General features: G+C 46.6%; 17 protein-coding genes. 12 read left to right on the top strand and 5 right to left on the bottom strand.

Translation table 11 applies throughout. The annotated features are described in order from the left end of the window. Positions 1 to 4: 4 nt before the first annotated feature. From Q0389_RS02290 to gyrA, 3 genes are read right to left on the bottom strand one after another with little or no spacing between them, the layout of a single operon-like run. A complete protein-coding gene (locus Q0389_RS02290; RefSeq protein WP_298691216.1) occupies positions 5 to 409 on the bottom strand; it encodes a hypothetical protein in 405 nt (134 codons plus the stop codon). Then, entirely contained in the window at positions 358 to 816 is a 459-nt protein-coding gene (locus Q0389_RS02285; protein ID WP_298691214.1) for an LPP20 family lipoprotein, read from the bottom strand. The genes Q0389_RS02290 and Q0389_RS02285 overlap by 52 nt, the downstream gene beginning before the upstream one ends. A 46-nt stretch (positions 817 to 862) precedes the next feature. Continuing rightward, positions 863 to 3,355 carry a DNA gyrase subunit A gene (gene gyrA, locus Q0389_RS02280; RefSeq protein WP_298691212.1) on the bottom strand — a complete coding sequence of 831 codons (2,493 nt, stop codon included), beginning with the start codon at positions 3,353 to 3,355 and terminating at the stop codon, positions 863 to 865. Between the two features lie 182 nt (positions 3,356 to 3,537). Here gyrA and Q0389_RS02275 point away from each other — a divergent pair, with 182 nt between their 5' ends. The 12 genes from Q0389_RS02275 to Q0389_RS02220 all read left to right on the top strand — a co-directional run bounded on the left by Q0389_RS02275 (position 3,538) and on the right by Q0389_RS02220 (position 13,843). Further along, on the top strand, positions 3,538 to 3,876 hold the full coding sequence (locus tag Q0389_RS02275; RefSeq protein WP_298691210.1) for a P-II family nitrogen regulator: 339 nt from the start codon (positions 3,538 to 3,540) through the stop codon (positions 3,874 to 3,876). 210 nt (positions 3,877 to 4,086) lie between these two features. Beyond that, on the top strand, positions 4,087 to 5,406 hold the full coding sequence (locus tag Q0389_RS02270; RefSeq protein ID WP_298691208.1) for an ammonium transporter: 1,320 nt from the start codon (positions 4,087 to 4,089) through the stop codon (positions 5,404 to 5,406). Positions 5,407 to 5,419: 13 nt separating this feature from the next. Beyond that, positions 5,420 to 5,758, top strand: coding sequence for a P-II family nitrogen regulator (locus Q0389_RS02265; RefSeq protein ID WP_298691206.1), 339 nt, complete (start codon positions 5,420 to 5,422; stop codon positions 5,756 to 5,758). Positions 5,759 to 5,928: 170 nt separating this feature from the next. Beyond that, complete coding sequence (locus Q0389_RS02260; RefSeq protein ID WP_298691204.1) at positions 5,929 to 7,107, top strand: ammonium transporter; 1,179 nt, start codon at positions 5,929 to 5,931, stop codon at positions 7,105 to 7,107. A gap of 291 nt (positions 7,108 to 7,398) precedes the next feature. Next, entirely contained in the window at positions 7,399 to 8,769 is a 1,371-nt protein-coding gene (locus Q0389_RS02255) for a phosphomannomutase/phosphoglucomutase (RefSeq protein WP_298691203.1), read from the top strand. Positions 8,770 to 8,772: 3 nt separating this feature from the next. After that, positions 8,773 to 9,780, top strand: a complete 1,008-nt coding sequence (gene pyrC, locus Q0389_RS02250; RefSeq protein WP_298691201.1) for a dihydroorotase — start codon at positions 8,773 to 8,775, stop codon at positions 9,778 to 9,780. Beyond that, positions 9,770 to 10,426 (top strand): response regulator transcription factor, encoded by a 657-nt coding sequence (locus tag Q0389_RS02245; RefSeq protein WP_298691199.1) that lies wholly within the window; start codon positions 9,770 to 9,772, stop codon positions 10,424 to 10,426. The genes pyrC and Q0389_RS02245 overlap by 11 nt, the downstream gene beginning before the upstream one ends. Continuing rightward, positions 10,416 to 11,261 carry a HAMP domain-containing sensor histidine kinase gene (locus Q0389_RS02240; protein WP_298691197.1) on the top strand — a complete coding sequence of 282 codons (846 nt, stop codon included), beginning with the start codon at positions 10,416 to 10,418 and terminating at the stop codon, positions 11,259 to 11,261. Before Q0389_RS02245 ends, Q0389_RS02240 begins: the two co-directional genes overlap by 11 nt. Next, complete coding sequence (gene exbB / locus Q0389_RS02235; protein WP_298691195.1) at positions 11,251 to 11,700, top strand: TonB-system energizer ExbB; 450 nt, start codon at positions 11,251 to 11,253, stop codon at positions 11,698 to 11,700. Before Q0389_RS02240 ends, exbB begins: the two co-directional genes overlap by 11 nt. A 4-nt stretch (positions 11,701 to 11,704) precedes the next feature. Next, complete coding sequence (locus Q0389_RS02230; protein ID WP_298691193.1) at positions 11,705 to 12,091, top strand: biopolymer transporter ExbD; 387 nt, start codon at positions 11,705 to 11,707, stop codon at positions 12,089 to 12,091. Between the two features lie 2 nt (positions 12,092 to 12,093). Beyond that, entirely contained in the window at positions 12,094 to 12,789 is a 696-nt protein-coding gene (locus tag Q0389_RS02225; protein WP_298691191.1) for a 2OG-Fe(II) oxygenase, read from the top strand. Between the two features lie 70 nt (positions 12,790 to 12,859). Then, positions 12,860 to 13,843: a DUF475 domain-containing protein gene (locus Q0389_RS02220; RefSeq protein ID WP_298691189.1), complete on the top strand. Its 984-nt coding sequence runs from the start codon at positions 12,860 to 12,862 to the stop codon at positions 13,841 to 13,843. On the opposite strand, the gene Q0389_RS02215 is transcribed toward Q0389_RS02220, so the two are convergent. Together Q0389_RS02215 and groL are read right to left on the bottom strand one after the other, a co-directional pair. Further along, positions 13,840 to 14,118: a hypothetical protein gene (locus tag Q0389_RS02215; RefSeq protein ID WP_298691187.1), complete on the bottom strand. Its 279-nt coding sequence runs from the start codon at positions 14,116 to 14,118 to the stop codon at positions 13,840 to 13,842. The two genes, Q0389_RS02220 and Q0389_RS02215, sit on opposite strands and share 4 nt — an antisense overlap. Positions 14,119 to 14,221: 103 nt before the next feature. Further along, positions 14,222 to 15,853, bottom strand: coding sequence for a chaperonin GroEL (groL, locus tag Q0389_RS02210; RefSeq protein ID WP_298691185.1), 1,632 nt, complete (start codon positions 15,851 to 15,853; stop codon positions 14,222 to 14,224). Positions 15,854 to 15,872 lie beyond the last annotated feature (19 nt).

The raw sequence follows: 15,872 nt of genomic DNA, 5'->3' as shown, positions 1-15,872 counted from the left end.
CCTCTTATTGTAATAAGGTGATTGTAACAAAGTCTCGATTAAACTCGACTGCATAGCACCGTGTCGGGAGAGTAAACGTCTCTTGACTCTTGATTGCATTGAGTGTTACGGTATCGTTATTTTTGATCCGGAGTTCCTGAACGGCCGCAAATTCGACAAAGCGGTCACGTTCCCGATTTAGAAGGGCTTCCAGCGGCTCGTATCCATTGTATTTCAACTCTAAAACAGAAGCAGCACGTGTAGGACACGGTTGCATCGCTTTTGAAATAGTGAGTGTTTCGTTAATGGCTTGGACGTTTTGGGCAGTGAACCGATATCCGATATAATAGTTATCGGTTCCATACGAGAGCGTGCAGATTAGTGCAAGACTCGGGAGTATGAAAGGGCAATTTCCATTTCGACTTCGCACAGACCCTCTTTAAATGTAGTGTTAAGAAGATTCGCACCGCGAACAATAGCTTCGACGGAAGTTTTGGTACTCGATTGTTGAAGCATCATATTTTTGATCGTATCTTGCCCTTCGACTTGTACCCCTTTGACCCGCTCGGCAATTTGGCGATAGCCATCGGCCATAGCGGCGCGTTTTGCCAACGCATATGCTTGCGCCGGAGATGATGTTACCGATGGGGCGACACCTTGGCCTGTGACGGTGATGACCAACTCGTTTTCAGCTTTTAAAATCGGCTCGACACAACTTCCGTCGGTTCCGCTATAAACACATTTAATTTTTGGTTCGTCAGTCCCGTCAGGCGAAAAAAATCCCGCATGAAGTGCGGAGACGCTCAGTGCGATTGCAAGGGCTGCTGATAGTTTCATTCTTCTTCCTTAAAGAGGGTGAATAGTTATGGCTTATCAGCAAATACTATTCCAACTCTAATGTCCCTTCCGAAGCTTCACCGCTCCCTTCGTTCTCCTCTTCTTCCTCTTCTTTTTTCGGACAGCGCGAGATGCTGGCGACGTCGTCACCTTTGACGATATAGACACCGCTGGTGTTACGTCCCGATTTTGCGATACTTTGCATATCGACACGAATCATTTTACCCGCTTTGGTAAGGGCCATTAGATCCATTGTCTCATCGACCATAACACATCCTACGACGGTTGTTCCGGTTTTAGCGTTTAGTTTCATCGCAATGACACCCGAACCTGCACGATTCGTCAGGCGGTATTCTTCAGCGGTTGTCCGTTTTCCGATCCCTTTTTCACTCACCATAAGGATTTCTTCTTCATCGCTTTTAATGATGTTGGCATCGACAACGACATCGCCTTCAATTTTGAATTTGATACCGCGAACCCCACGGGTACTACGTCCCTGATCGCGGGTTTTATCGATTTCAAATTTGATACATTGAGCAAATTTGGTAACGATAAAGAGATATTTGGTCTCTTCGTTAGCGATATGGGCGGTGATGAGGGTATCGTCTTCATCGAGGACGATCGCACGGACACCGTTGCTTCGGATATTGGAGAATTCGTTAAGGGCAGTACGTTTGACGATACCGTTTTGGGTAAAGAAAACAAGAGATTTGTTTTCGTCGAAATCGGTCGTCGGGATGATGGAACGGATTTTTTCATCTGCTTCGAGATTAATGAGGTTGACAACCGCTTTCCCTTTTGCCGTACGTGAACCTTCAGGGATTTTATACACTTTGAGCCAGTGGAGCTGTCCGCGATCGGTGACAAACATCAAGGTATCATGGGTATTGCAGGTATAGAATTTTTCAATGAAGTCATCATCGTAGGTTGTAACGGCAACTTTTCCTTTTCCGCCTCGGATCTGTTTTTCGTAGGCGGCAAGAGGTACCCGTTTGATATATCCGCGATGCGAGATTGTGACGACCATCGGTTCGTTCGGAATCAAGTCTTCAATATTGATATCGTCGTAATTGTCTTCTATATCGGTCATACGCGGAATATTGTATTGCTCTACGAGTTCAATAAATTCGTCTTTGATAATCGTTTTGAGAACTTCTTCGCTGCGTAAAATACTTTCGAGATATTCGATATGCGCCAAAATTTCTTTCAGCTCATTTTCGATTTTATCGCGTTCCAACCCGGTAAGGCGTTGGAGCCGCATGTCCAAAATCGCTTGAGCCTGAATCGGTGAAAACCCGAATTCAGAGATCAAACCGTTTTTAGCGGTTTCGCCGTCGGCACTGGCACGGATCAGTTTGATAATTGCTTCGATATGGTCAAGCGCTTTTTTCAAACCTTCTAAAATATGGGCACGGGCTTTAGCTTTTTCAAGATCGAAGATCGTACGGCGGATAATAACGGTTTTGCGGTGGTTAATGAAGTGTCCCAAGGTTTCCAAAAGGGTGAAAACCCGCGGTTCCTGATTGAAAACCGAAAGCATGATGATCCCGAACGTCGTCTCCATATTGGTCGATTTGTAGAGGTTGTTGAGGACGATTTCACTCATGGCATCGCGTTTGAGCTCGATGACGACACGGATACCTTCACGGTCGGATTCGTCGCGAATTTCGGAAATCCCTTCGATGAACTTGTCTTTGACCAAATCGGCAATCGTTTCGATCAGACGGGCTTTGTTGACTTGGTACGGCAGCTCGTCGATAACGATGACGTCTTTGTTCGATTTTTTCTCGATGTGGGTTTTGGCACGGACACGAATCCGTCCGCGTCCCGTTTCGTAAGCGTCCAATATCCCTTTTTTCCCGTAAATAGTTCCGCCTGTCGGAAAATCGGGCGCTTTGATAAACTGCATAATGTCATGTAAGGTCGCTTGCGGGTTATCAATAAGATACACAAGCGACTGAAGGACTTCTTGCGGATTATGGGGAGGAATATTCGTCGCCATACCGACGGCAATACCGCTTGAACCGTTGATAAGAAGGTTCGGTACACGGGTCGGGAGGACGTCGGGCTCTTGCGTCGTGCCGTCATAGTTGTCGACCATATCGACGGTATCTTTGTCAAGGTCTTTAAGGAGTTCTCCGGCATAACGGGTCATACGTGCTTCGGTATAACGCATTGCTGCCGCGTTATCGCCGTCAACCGAACCGAAGTTCCCCTGACCGTCGACTAGCGGTGCGCGCATCGAAAACGGCTGAGCCATACGGACAAGTGCATCATATACCGAAGTATCGCCGTGCGGATGGTATTGACCGATGACATCCCCGACGATACGGGCCGATTTTTTGTATTTGGCACCCGCAGAGAGGTTGAGTTTATCCATAGCATACAGGATACGGCGATGTACCGGTTTTAGACCGTCTCGAACGTCAGGAAGTGCCCGTCCGATGATAACGCTCATGGAGTAGTCGAGATAACTACTCTTAAGGGTGTCTTCTATATTAATGTCATTGATTTCGCTGTTGTCAAGCAGATCGTTCATTTCGCCCCCGGAAAGTGAAGATAAAGTCGCTGATTATATCTTATCACCCCTTAAGAATGCTAAAAGGTGAAAAAATGCTATATATTATAGTTATAGGCATATTAGTGTATGAAAACGGATGATTTGTATCTGAGGGTAAAAGAAGCTACAATTACATCAATATGCGCAGGGAGTTTTATCAAATGAAAAAAATTGAAGCAGTTATCAAACCTTTTAAACTCGAAGATGTGAAAGAAGCATTGGCTGAGATCGGTATTACCGGTATGACGGTCAGTGAAGTAAAAGGGTACGGACGTCAAAAAGGGCACAGCGAGCTATATCGCGGTGCCGAGTATGTCGTAGACTTTTTACCGAAGATCAAAATGGAGATGGTAGTCGATGACGCAATGGTAGATCAAGTGGTCAATACGGTTGTAGAATCGGCTCGGACCGGAAAAATCGGCGACGGCAAAATCTTTATCAGCGATATCGATCGGATTATCCGTATCCGTACCGGAGAGACTGATAGCGAGGCTATCTAAAAACCCGGCATTATCCGGACGGGATCTTTTCTCTTTCGGATATTTCTTCTTCTTATAATCTTCTAATTTTTCTCCGTTCTATAGTTATTTCTTAAAGTGATTAAAAATTAATCAATAATCTGCACTCTTAACTTTCGATTACTTTGTACAATGGTATTCGACGTTTAAGTTAATACGGACAATTTGAAAGGTCCAAAAAAGGAGAGGATAATGAAAAAGTGGCTTTTAGCTCTATCGCTACTTGGCGTATCGGCATTTGCGGATGACGCTGTCGAACCGGTACTCAACTCTGGAGATACCGCATGGATGATGATGTCAACAGCATTGGTAATGTTGATGACTCCGATCGGATTGGCATTGTTTTACGGCGGAATGACCCGTGCGAAAAACGTATTGAACACCTATGCAATGGTATTCGGTGCATTTGTCGTTGCATTTATCGCATGGATCGTTGCCGGTTTCTCGGTTGCGTTTGGAACAATGGACGGTTCGATGAACCAAGTGATCGGCGGTTTCGGCAATGTAATGCTTAACGGAATCAGTTGGACAGAATTTGCAAGTGTTGATCTCGGTCAACTTTATCCTAAATATGTATTTGTCGTATTCCAAGGGACATTCGCTGCTATTACCGTTGCGATTGCTGCAGGTTCGGTTATCGAGCGTATGAAGTTTTCGACGTGGATGGTTTTCGTCGCGATTTGGACGATCGTTGTTTATGCTCCGATCACGCATATGGTATGGGGTGGCGGTTACCTCTTTAACGAGGGTGCTCTTGACTTCGCGGGTGGTACGGTTGTTCATATGAACGGCGGTTTGGCCGGTCTTGTATTGGCGGTATTGCTCGGTAAACGTGCGGGATATCCTAAAGTTGCTATGAAACCTGCGAGCGTTGTCTTGACAGCTGCCGGTGCCGGTCTTCTTTGGTTCGGTTGGTATGGATTCAACGGCGGATCTGCTTTCGGTGCAAACGCTATTGCCGGTCTTGCGTATTTGACAACAACAATCGCTGCAGCGGTTGCAACGATCACTTGGATCGTCATTGAGTATGCGGTATTCAAAAAACCTACTTTGCTCGGTGCGGCTTCTGGTGCTATCGCCGGTTTGGTTGCGATTACTCCCGCAGCAGGATTCGTCGGTGTATCGGGTGCGTTTATTATCGGTATCATGGGAGCGTTGATCGCTTTCTTCGGTGTAACCGCATTGAAGAAAAAATTGGGTTACGATGATTCTTTGGATGCGTTCGGAGTTCACTTCCTTGCAGGTCTTTGGGGTGCGATCGCTACCGGTATCTTTGCTCTTAACGATCAAGGATTACTATGGGACGGCCCGCTTAAAGCTTCAGGTGACCGTATGGGACAAATCATGGTTCAAGCCGAGTCTGTATTGGTAGTCGGATTGGTCACTTTGATCGGTACGATCATCGTTTACTATATCGCGATGGCATTGACCGGCGGTTCACGTATCAACGAAGAACAAGAGAGCCAAGGTTTGGATGAATCAGTACACGGTGAACGTGGATTTAATCTTTAAGAAGGAATGAACAATGAAAAAAATTGAAGCGGTTATCAAACCTTTTAAACTCGAAGATGTGAAAGATGCATTGGCTGAGATCGGTATTACCGGTATGACGGTCAGTGAAGTAAAAGGGTACGGACGTCAAAAAGGGCACAGCGAGCTATATCGCGGTGCCGAGTATGTCGTAGACTTTTTACCGAAGATCAAAATGGAGATGGTAGTCGATGACGCAATGGTAGATCAAGTGGTCAACACCGTTGTTGAATCGGCTCGCACCGGAAAAATCGGCGACGGCAAAATCTTCGTCAGTGACATTAGTAAAATCGTCCGTATCCGTACGGGTGAGACAGACGTAGAAGCTATCTAAGCGAAAGGGGACAAATCCCCTGAGCTGTATTTCGCCGAATCATTTTGGTGAGTCGTGCAGTATACTGCGTACGATTTGTCCCAATTGATTAAAATATAATCAACTTCTCCTCTCCAATTAGTGTAATTGGATATATAATGCACACCTTTATCTTAAATTAAAGGTGCTGCATGGATACAGCCTACGTTATTAACACCTTCTTTGCCTTATTTTCAATCACTTTAATTATCTTAATGGTTCCCGGATTTGCTATGCTCGAAGCAGGTCTTGTACGTACCAAAAACGTCTCCAGTGTCTTGACGGTCAATGTCATGATCTATGCGGTAGCTTCGATGGCATTTATTTTAATCGGATATTCGCTCGCTTTTGGCGAAGTTCAGAATGAGACGATGAGCAAATGGGCTTTTTTCATGTTTCAAATGGCGTTCGTCGGTAAAGCAATCAATATTATGAGCGGTGGAGTCGGTGAACGGGCGAAATTGTTTCCATTGACTCTTTTTACCATTATTATGGGCGCATTGATCTATCCGACCGCCGTGAATATCAGTTGGGGAAGCGATTGGATTAAAGATACTGTTTTTGACTTAAATTTTGTCGATTTAGCCGGTTCGACCGTGATCCATTCGACCGGCGGATGGGCGCTGCTTGCCGCAATTTTGATTATCGGGCCGCGTAAAGGGCGTTATGTCGGGGATCAAATCCGCGTTATTCCGGCATCGAATATCCCTTTGGTCGTTTTAGGGGCTATGTTACTATGGATCGGATGGTTTGGTTTTAACGGCGGATCGGTCGGTTCTATCGCTACCAAAGAGGCCGCGGATTCCGTCGCATTGACAATTTTTAATACGAATGCCGCCGGATTGGCCGGAGCGCTGAGTGCAGGGATTTTTATCTATATACGCTACCGTCTGTTCGATATCACTATGATTCTCAACGGCGCTTTGGGCGGTTTGGTCGCGATAACCGCCGGACCGCACCTTTATAGTGTGACGGATTCGATCCTTATCGGCGGAATCGGCGGAATTTTAGTCGTTTTGGCTATTCCGTTGTTTGACCGTTTTCGTATCGACGACCCTGTCGGGGCGTTGTCGGTGCATCTGGTAAACGGGATTTGGGGGACATTGGCAGTTGGGATTTTTGCCGCGGATCCAGCGAAGGGGATCACTATTATTAACCAGCTCAAAGGGGTCGGAGAGATTGCCGTTTTCGTCTTTACCGTTTCGTCGATCGTTATCTATACGATCAATAAAATGGTTCCTTTTCGGGCAACGGATGAAGATCAGCTGCAGGGGCTGGACGTTAGTGAATGCGGTCTCGAAGCTTATCCTGAGTTCAAACGCGCCATTTGATTTATCACGCCATCGGAACTCGTCCCGGAATAGCCTTCGGCAGGGTAAACTCTTTGCCTACGGTTCCGAACCTATCGATGTGAGGTTACTCACTTCGATTTCGGTTCTCATGCTAACGCTGAGTTCTCTTCAGCAGAGTGCTCACGCGCAGAACCCGTGCTAAATATAAGCCTTCTTAACACTTTTGTAACACTTTTTGGTTACTTTTCTTCGGGGCTTTTGCCCTATTTAAAAAGACTCTTTTACCAACCTCGTTGTATAATCGGTTATTGTTTAAATTGAAGGAGTTTTATGAGTATTTATCGTGAATACGATATCCGTGGGATTTATGAAAAAGAGTTGAACGAAGAGAGTATCACCCGTTTGGGATATGCCTTGGCCGAAGAGATGAAAGTTCACGGTGAGTATGTTGCGGTGGGATACGACGCCCGTTCTCATTCTCCTGTTTTGTTCGAGTATCTCAGTGCCGGGCTTAATGCCGGCGGTATGAAAGTATTGGGGATGGGAATGGTTCCTACTCCGGTAAACTATTTTTGCAATTATCAGAGTTTTGAGGGGGTAACGCCATGTGCCTCGGTCATGATAACCGGATCGCATAATCCGAGTGAGTATAACGGTTTTAAGATCACTATCAACAAAGCTCCGTTTTTCGGCGAATCGATCTACGCCCTCGGTCGTAAAATCGAGGGAATGGCGTTTCCTCCGAAGGCGGAACGTCAAGTGATCGAAATTGACGCGCTGAGCCGTTACAAAAATTTTATGGTCGAATCGTTCGGACATCTGCGCGGAATGAAAGAGAAGATCGTTTATGACTGCGGAAACGGTGTCGCGGGATTGGCGATTGAAGAGATTTTCAACGAATTGGAACTGAATACAAAAGGGATATACGTGAATCCCGACGGAACGTTTCCGAATCACCATCCGGACCCGAGTGAAGAGCATAATCTCGAAGATATTAAAGAGTTGTTGTCGAAAGAGGGGGATATCGCATTCGCCTATGACGGCGATGCGGATCGTATTGCGGTATTGACCCATAAGAACAATATCAAAGGGGACATGATGGCAATCTTGTTCGCCCTGAAGATGAAAAATCCGACCGTAATCGGAGAGGTCAAATGTTCACAGGTGATGTACGATACGTTGCGAGAACGGGGTGCGACTGCCGTCATGTATAAGACGGGGCACTCGAATCTCAAAGTCAAAATGAAAGAGCTTCATGCCGATCTGGCGTGCGAAGTGAGCGGGCACGTCTTCTTTGCCGACCGCTACTTCGGATATGACGATGCGATTTATGCAACGCTACGGATGTTGGAGTTGGTGTACGAAGGGATCGATCTGGATGCCGAAATTGCGAAACTTCCGCAGGTGTTTTCGACCGAAGAGATCAAGGTCAAAACTACTGAGCAGGAGAAATTTCCGTTAATGGCGAAATTGAAAGAGCTGCTACAAACTCCGCCCGAATCGTTTCCTGCTATCAAAGAGATTATCGATGTTGACGGCGTTCGGGTTATTTTTGATCAAGGATGGGGATTAGTGCGTGCCAGCAATACCACTCCGGTTTTGGTCACCCGATTCGAATCGACTGACGAAGCTGAAGCAATACGTTACGAAAAGGCTTTGAATGCGTTGATCCAAGAAGCCCAAATGCAGTTGAAGGTATAAGGGATGAAAACGATTACCCTTACGATGCCGTTGGATATGCATCTGCATTTGCGTGACGGCGAAATGCTGGAAACGGTTGCACCGTTGACTTCGTACAGTTTCAGCGGTGCGCTGGTGATGCCGAATCTTGTCCCTCCTGTAACGACCAAAGAGATGGTAAGAGGATACAAAGAACGGATTAAACATGCGATCGGAAGAGATGATTTCGAACCGTATATGACTCTGTTTTACCAAAATTACAGCCGCACTTTTTTGGAAGAGGTTGCAGACGAAATTACGGCAATCAAACTCTATCCGAGCGGAGTGACGACCAATTCGGAAGGGGGTGTCGCATCGTTTGATATCGAATCGATGCGCGAAACGCTCCAGGCGATGTCCGATTTGGGGATCATCCTCTCCGTGCACGGCGAGACAAACGGTTTCGTGATGGACCGCGAAGCCGAATTTATGTCGGTGTATGAGATGCTGGCGACGAATTTCCCGAAGCTGAAGATCATTATGGAACATATTACGACGGCGGAGGCGGTGGCTATGCTGGATCGGTATGAGAATCTGTACGCTACGATTACAGTACATCATTTGATTATCACGCTTGACGACGTTGCGGGAGGGATGCTCCGCCCGCATCTGTTTTGCAAACCGATCGCCAAACGTCCCGAGGATCGTGCGGCACTCTTAAAAGTGGCTTTGGAAGCCCATCCGAAAGTGATGTTCGGTTCTGACAGCGCTCCCCACCCGAAACATACGAAAGAATCGTGCGGCTGCGGAGCCGGGGTATTTACCGCGCCTATCGCTTTACAGCTGCTGTGTGAAGTATTTGACGCGCATGATAAACTCGATAATCTCCAGGCTTTTGTCAGTGACAACGCTCAACAGATTTACGGTATTTGTGCCGAATATAAAGAGGTAATGCTTTCCCGACACGATTTCGTCGTTCCGGAGATGTACGGCACCGTTGTACCGATGAAAGCGGGGGAAACCCTCCAATGGGCCATTGAGCGTGTCGACTAATATCTTATTGCTCGAAGATGATTTGCTGTTCGGCGAATCGATTGCCGATGTTTTGGAAGAAGAGGACTTTAGCGTCGTATTATGCCGAAACGGACAGGAGGCTCTCGATGAAACCTACAAAAATCATTTCGATCTCTATCTGCTCGATATCAATGTCCCGTTGATCGACGGGCTCTCTTTGCTTCAGGAACTGCGTCGCGCCAACGATACGACGCCGACGATTTATCTGACGTCGCATCAGGAACTTGAAACCCTCTCCAAGGCGTTTGAAATCGGCGCGGACGATTATCTCAAAAAACCTTTCGATACCCATGAATTGATTATCCGGATCAATGCTCTTTTACGCCGCACCAAAGGGAATAGCCGTCAATGTGTCGGCGAATTGTGCCTCGATGAACTGCATAAATGCGTTTTGCTTGGAGGTGAAGAGATCCCTTTTTCTCTCAAAGAGTATCAGCTGATGGCCCTGTTTATCCAAAATGCGGGAGAGATCGTAACGAAAGAGATGATCATGGATGCATTGTGGAACCCTTCGGAAATGATCAGTGACGGGGCGATACGGGTTTATATCAACCGTCTTAAGCAAGAGATCGGCAGTGACAAAATCGTTAATATACGGGGATTGGGGTACCGTCTTGTTCCGTAGTGTTGAGATTGCGCTGGCATCGCTGTACGTAACGACGACCGCTTTATTGATTGCCGGGATTTATTACGTCCATGATGTCCTCGGAATTCAGCAGTGGGGAATAATCGCTTTTGTGTCGTTGCTTCTTACCCTTGTCGCGGGGGGGATTTTGGCAAAAATCGCGATTACCCCTTTACGGGAGCATTTTGAGCATTTGGAACGTTTCTCCAAAGAGACGCTACATGAGCTGAACCTGCCCATTAATACAATAACGGCTAATGTGCAGATGCTTCGAAAAACACATAACGACGAGAAAAGTATTAAACGTCTGGAACGGATAGAATCGGCTGCGGGGATGTTGAAAGAGCGGTATAATGAGCTTGATTATTTGATCAAAAAACAGACTGAACGGGAAAAAATCGAGTATATCGACGTACACGAAGTGATTGAGGATCGGTTGAGATTTTTAAAATCTCTCTATCCTGCCGTTACGTGGGAAATCTCGGTGGAATCGTATCGGGTGGCGCTCGATCGGATCGGATTGTGTAAAGTGATCGATAATCTGGTGGAGAACGGGGTGAAATATTCACCGAATGATCCGAATATTGCTATCCGTTTCAGTGGGCATACATTGAGTATCTGCGACCGCGGAATCGGGATGGATGAGATCACTTTAATGCAAATATATGATCGTTATTTCCAAAATGATGCTACGATGGCGGGGTACGGAATCGGTTTGAGTTTAGTCAAGCGCTATTGCGACCGACACCGGATTAATTTGCATGTCGTTTCACGACCGGGTGAGGGAACATGCGTCAAACTTGAATTTAAAAAAGGAGAACTAGATGGAAAATAGCTGGTTAGGCTGGGCAGAGAGCGTATTGGATTACGGGGTTGTCGGAATTTTATTGCTGATGAGCATCGTGTCGTTGTGGTTGTTTATCGAACGGATGATGGCATACGGAGCAGTCCGTATCAGCGACTATGAGACGAAAGACGAGTTGGAAATCGATTTAGGAAATAACCTCTCTACGATTGCGACAATCGGATCAAATGCCCCGTATGTGGGACTTTTGGGAACGGTTCTCGGGATCATGATTACGTTTTACAGTCTCGGCGACGTCGGTGCCGTCGATCCGAAGAAAATTATGACGGGTCTGGCCTTGGCACTGAAAGCGACGGCGATGGGACTGGTAGTTGCGATCCCTTCGATCGTGTTTTACAATATTTTGCTTCGTAAAATGGAGCGTCTCTTAGCCCAGTGGGATATCAACGCTTACAAACAGAGAGGATAACGCGATGAAAATGAAACGGATCGATACGATCAATGTTATCCCTTTCATCGATATTATGCTGGTACTATTGGTTATGGTGCTTACTACGGCTACCTTTATCAAGACAGGGTTGATTCCCGTGAATCTTCCTGAAGCAAAAGGGAGTGCTGCGGAACACAAACCCAGCGAATTAAAGCTCACGATCAAAAAAGACGGGACGCTTTGGATCGATGAAAAAACGCAGGTGACTTTGGATCAGTTTGAACAAAAAGTGACTCAAGGGGGCAAAGAGATGACGGTCGTCCTTTACAGCGATAAAGAAGCGGCATTCCAAAACTTTGTGGGAGTGATGGATGTCCTAAAACGTTTAGGGCATGAACAGCTCTACATCGTCACCGACAAGCAAAAATAACCGTGCATCAGATCAGTAACTACGTTTACGCCAGAGATGAGTTGCTCTCATGGGATATCCCTACGAAACGGCTTCCGAATCCTTATCACGATTTTCCTTATATGGTTTTGGAGGGGGTTTTAAGCCCTGCCGAGTGCCGTGCTATTACGCAGGCGGCATTGGCCGATAGGGAAACAGTGGAAGCTCAATTGCGCGGAAAAGCTGTAGATACGGCTATCCGCAAAACGGATATCCATCTGCTGCATCCCGAGCATCGTGAGATTTATGAGAGCCGTTTTGCGGCGGTCAGGGCGGAAATCGAGCGTTTTTTTGCCCTCTCGTTGGGACATTCGACCGATGTGCAGGTACTGGGATATAAAAGCGGATCATTTTATGTCAAGCATAGCGACGATGCGAGCGAACTGCGTGATCGTGAAGGAAATATCGTCGGATTTGCTACGGTAGCGCCGGAGCGAAAACTTACCACGGTTCTTTTTACGACATCGTATACTCCTCATCCGAGCGATACCGATCATTTTAGCGGAGGCGAGCTCCTCTTTAACTATCTGTGCGATGAGCATGGCAATACGATTACACTGCGTCCCGAAGCGGGAGATATGGTGGTTTTTTTAAGCAACCCCTATTTTTCGCATGAGGTACTTCCCGTCACAGAGGGATACCGTTTGAGTCTGGTGCAATGGCATAACGCCCACGCATAACGGACTTCTCTCCTTTGAGTGTGACTGAATAATCCGCTATAATTTCGTATTTCGTGCAAAAGGGTGTGTTATGCGTTATTTTTATAGTTCTTTTGCGTTGATGATTTTGGGTCTGATTGCCGCCTTTTATTTAGGTGGAACGGGCGCTATCTACATCACCTTTTTGTTGATCGTTTTAGAAATCTCTCTCTCTTTTGATAATGCCGTCGTTAACGCCAAGGTTCTCGAAACTCTTGATCCCATCTGGCAAAAGCGCTTCATTGTTTTCGGTCTTCCGATTGCCGTTTTCGGGATGAGGTTGGTATTTCCGTTGGCTATTGTCTCGATTGTAACGGGATTGGGATTGTTTGAAACGCTTCAAGTCGCTATTGATGAACCGCATCGTTACGAGATGATTCTCAAAAGTACCGAAACGACGATTTTCGCTTTCGGAGGAGCTTTTTTGTTAATGGTATTTCTGGACTTCTTTTTTCAGGAACACGATATCAAATGGGTTACTTTCGTAGAAGGTTCTCGAATCGTCGAGAGGGTTTCGGGTGTTGCTAATATCGAGCTGATTACCGCAATTATGGTTGGAATCGCTTTGGGGCATATCACTCAGGATTTTGCAATCGTTTTGGCATTCATGTATGGGGTTTTGCTGCATTCCTTGCTGGGAATGGTGGATCATTTTCTCTCTTCAGATACCGTTAAAAGCGGGATAGCGGGTTTTATCTATTTGGAAGTATTGGATGCAAGTTTCAGTTTCGACGGGGTGATCGGAGCATTTGCCCTCACCAGCAATATATTTATTATTATGATCGGTTTAGGTGTCGGAGCGATGTTTGTGCGGAGTATCACCCTCTATTTCGTCGAACATCAAACCTTGTCGGCTTTCCGCTATCTCGAACACGGCGCCCATTACGCAATCGGGATTTTAGCGATTATCATGTTGATGAAAATCACGACCCATATCAGTGAAATGGTCACCGGTACTATCGGTATCGGGCTCATCTTGATCGCTTTCTTGCATTCACTCTGGGAAAACAAAAAAGCGAACGAAGAAAGTCTTTAATCCTCTTTGCCGTCATTCACGGCGGCAATTCTCCGTGATTTAAAATATTTCAAGACTCCATAAAGGCTGATCAGCAGCCAAATAAACTCCATTAAAAACGATGCGAAATTCCAGTCATAGAGTAAAGAGACGATAATTAAAAAAGCTCCGAGCGAATTAAGAACGGAAAAAGTGAGTGCTTTGGGATCCATTTTTTCCATTTGTAACAGTATATAGGCAAAGACAATAATGCCGACACCGAAAATGCCGATGACGTCAGTTAGGGAGAGTTCCATGGGTTGTGTTCCGTTGATGGTTTGAGAAAGTGTATCGAAGGGGGAGTAAAAAAGAGGTTTCGTTCGGGCAAGCGTGACGTAAGTCACCCTTGCTTGTCCGAACTTACATCATCCCCGGCATTCCGCCCATTCCGCCCATATCCGGCATCGGAGCCGGTTTGTCTTCTTTAATCTCGTGGATTGTCGCTTCGGTTGTCAAAAGCATACTTGATACGGATGTTGCGTTAGTCAATGCGACACGCTCTACTTTGAGAGGATCGATGATTCCCGCTTCGTACATATCGACGTATTCTCCGGTAGCAGCATTGAACCCGATATTTTCATTGGCTGCGGTAACGATGGTATTCACAACGACACCCGCATCGTATCCCGCATTTTCAGCGATTTGTTTAACCGGTGCGGTGATCGCGCGGAGGATGATTTCGCATCCGATTTTTTGATCGCCGCTAAGATCGAGTTTCACTTTTGCCGCCGCACGGATCAATGCCGCACCGCCGCCGATAACGATTCCCTCTTCAACAGCCGCTTTGGTTGCGGAGAGAGCATCGTCGACACGGTCTTTTTTCTCTTTCATTTCGGTTTCTGTCGCCGCACCGACTTTGATAACTGCGACACCGCCGGCAAGTTTAGCAAGACGCTCTTGGAGTTTTTCTTTGTCGTATTCGCTGGTGGTTGTTTCGATTTGGGTACGGATCTCTTTGACACGCATTTCTACCATCTCTTTTTCACCGGCACCGTCTACGATGGTCGTATTGTCTTTACTGATAACGACGCGAGCCGCTTGCCCGAGGTCTGCGACCGTAGCACTTTCCAAGGTGCGTCCGATCTCTTCGGAGATCACTTGTGCACGGGTAAGAATAGCGATGTCTTGGAGCATCGCTTTGCGGCGGTCGCCGAATCCCGGAGCTTTAACCGCAGTGATGTTCAGGATACCGCGCAATTTGTTGACGACCAAGGTTGCCAACGCTTCACCTTCGACGTCTTCTGCAATGATGAGAAGCGGGCGTGAACTTTTTTGGACTTGTTCCAATACTGGAAGCAAATCTTTGAGATTCGAGATTTTTTGATCGAAGAGGAGGATAAACGGATGATCCAACTCAACGGTCATTTTTTCCGAGTTGTTGATGAAATACGGACTGAGGTAGCCGCGATCGAACTGCATGCCTTCGACGACGTCGAGTTCGTCATTGATCCCTTTGGCTTCTTCGACGGTGATGACGCCGTCACGGCCTACTTTATCCATCGCTTCGGCGATCATCGCACCGATACGCTCATCCGAGTTTGCAGAGATCGTTGCTACTTGCGCAATCTCTTTTTTATCGTTGATGACACGTGAAGCGGCTTTTAGATTTTCCAAAATTGCTTCAAGCGCTTTGTCCATACCGCGTTTTACTTCGACAGGGTTAGCACCTGCCGTGATATTGCGAAGCCCTTCTTTGAAAATAGAGTTGGCAAGGATTGTCGCCGTCGTCGTACCGTCACCTGCCTCATCCGCCGTGTTGGATGCTACCTCTTTAACGAGTTGTGCTCCCATGTTTTCCAAAGCGTCTTTGAGTTCGACTTCTTTTGCGACCGACACACCGTCTTTGGTAATTAACGGAGCGCCGTAGCTGCGTTGGATCAGGACATTACGTCCGCGCGGTCCCATGGTTACTTTTACCGCATCGGTCAGTTTTTGTACCCCTGCGGCCAACTTGTTGCGTGCGTCGTCTGAAAAATGGATCTCTTTTGCCATAGTGTGTTCCTTAATATAA

It is taken from the genome of uncultured Sulfuricurvum sp. (genome assembly GCF_937936435.1).
Classification (GTDB): Bacteria; Campylobacterota; Campylobacteria; order Campylobacterales; family Sulfurimonadaceae; genus Sulfuricurvum.
Note: the sequence above shows the minus strand (reverse complement) of the source record. Positions and strands in the feature narration are given on the sequence as shown.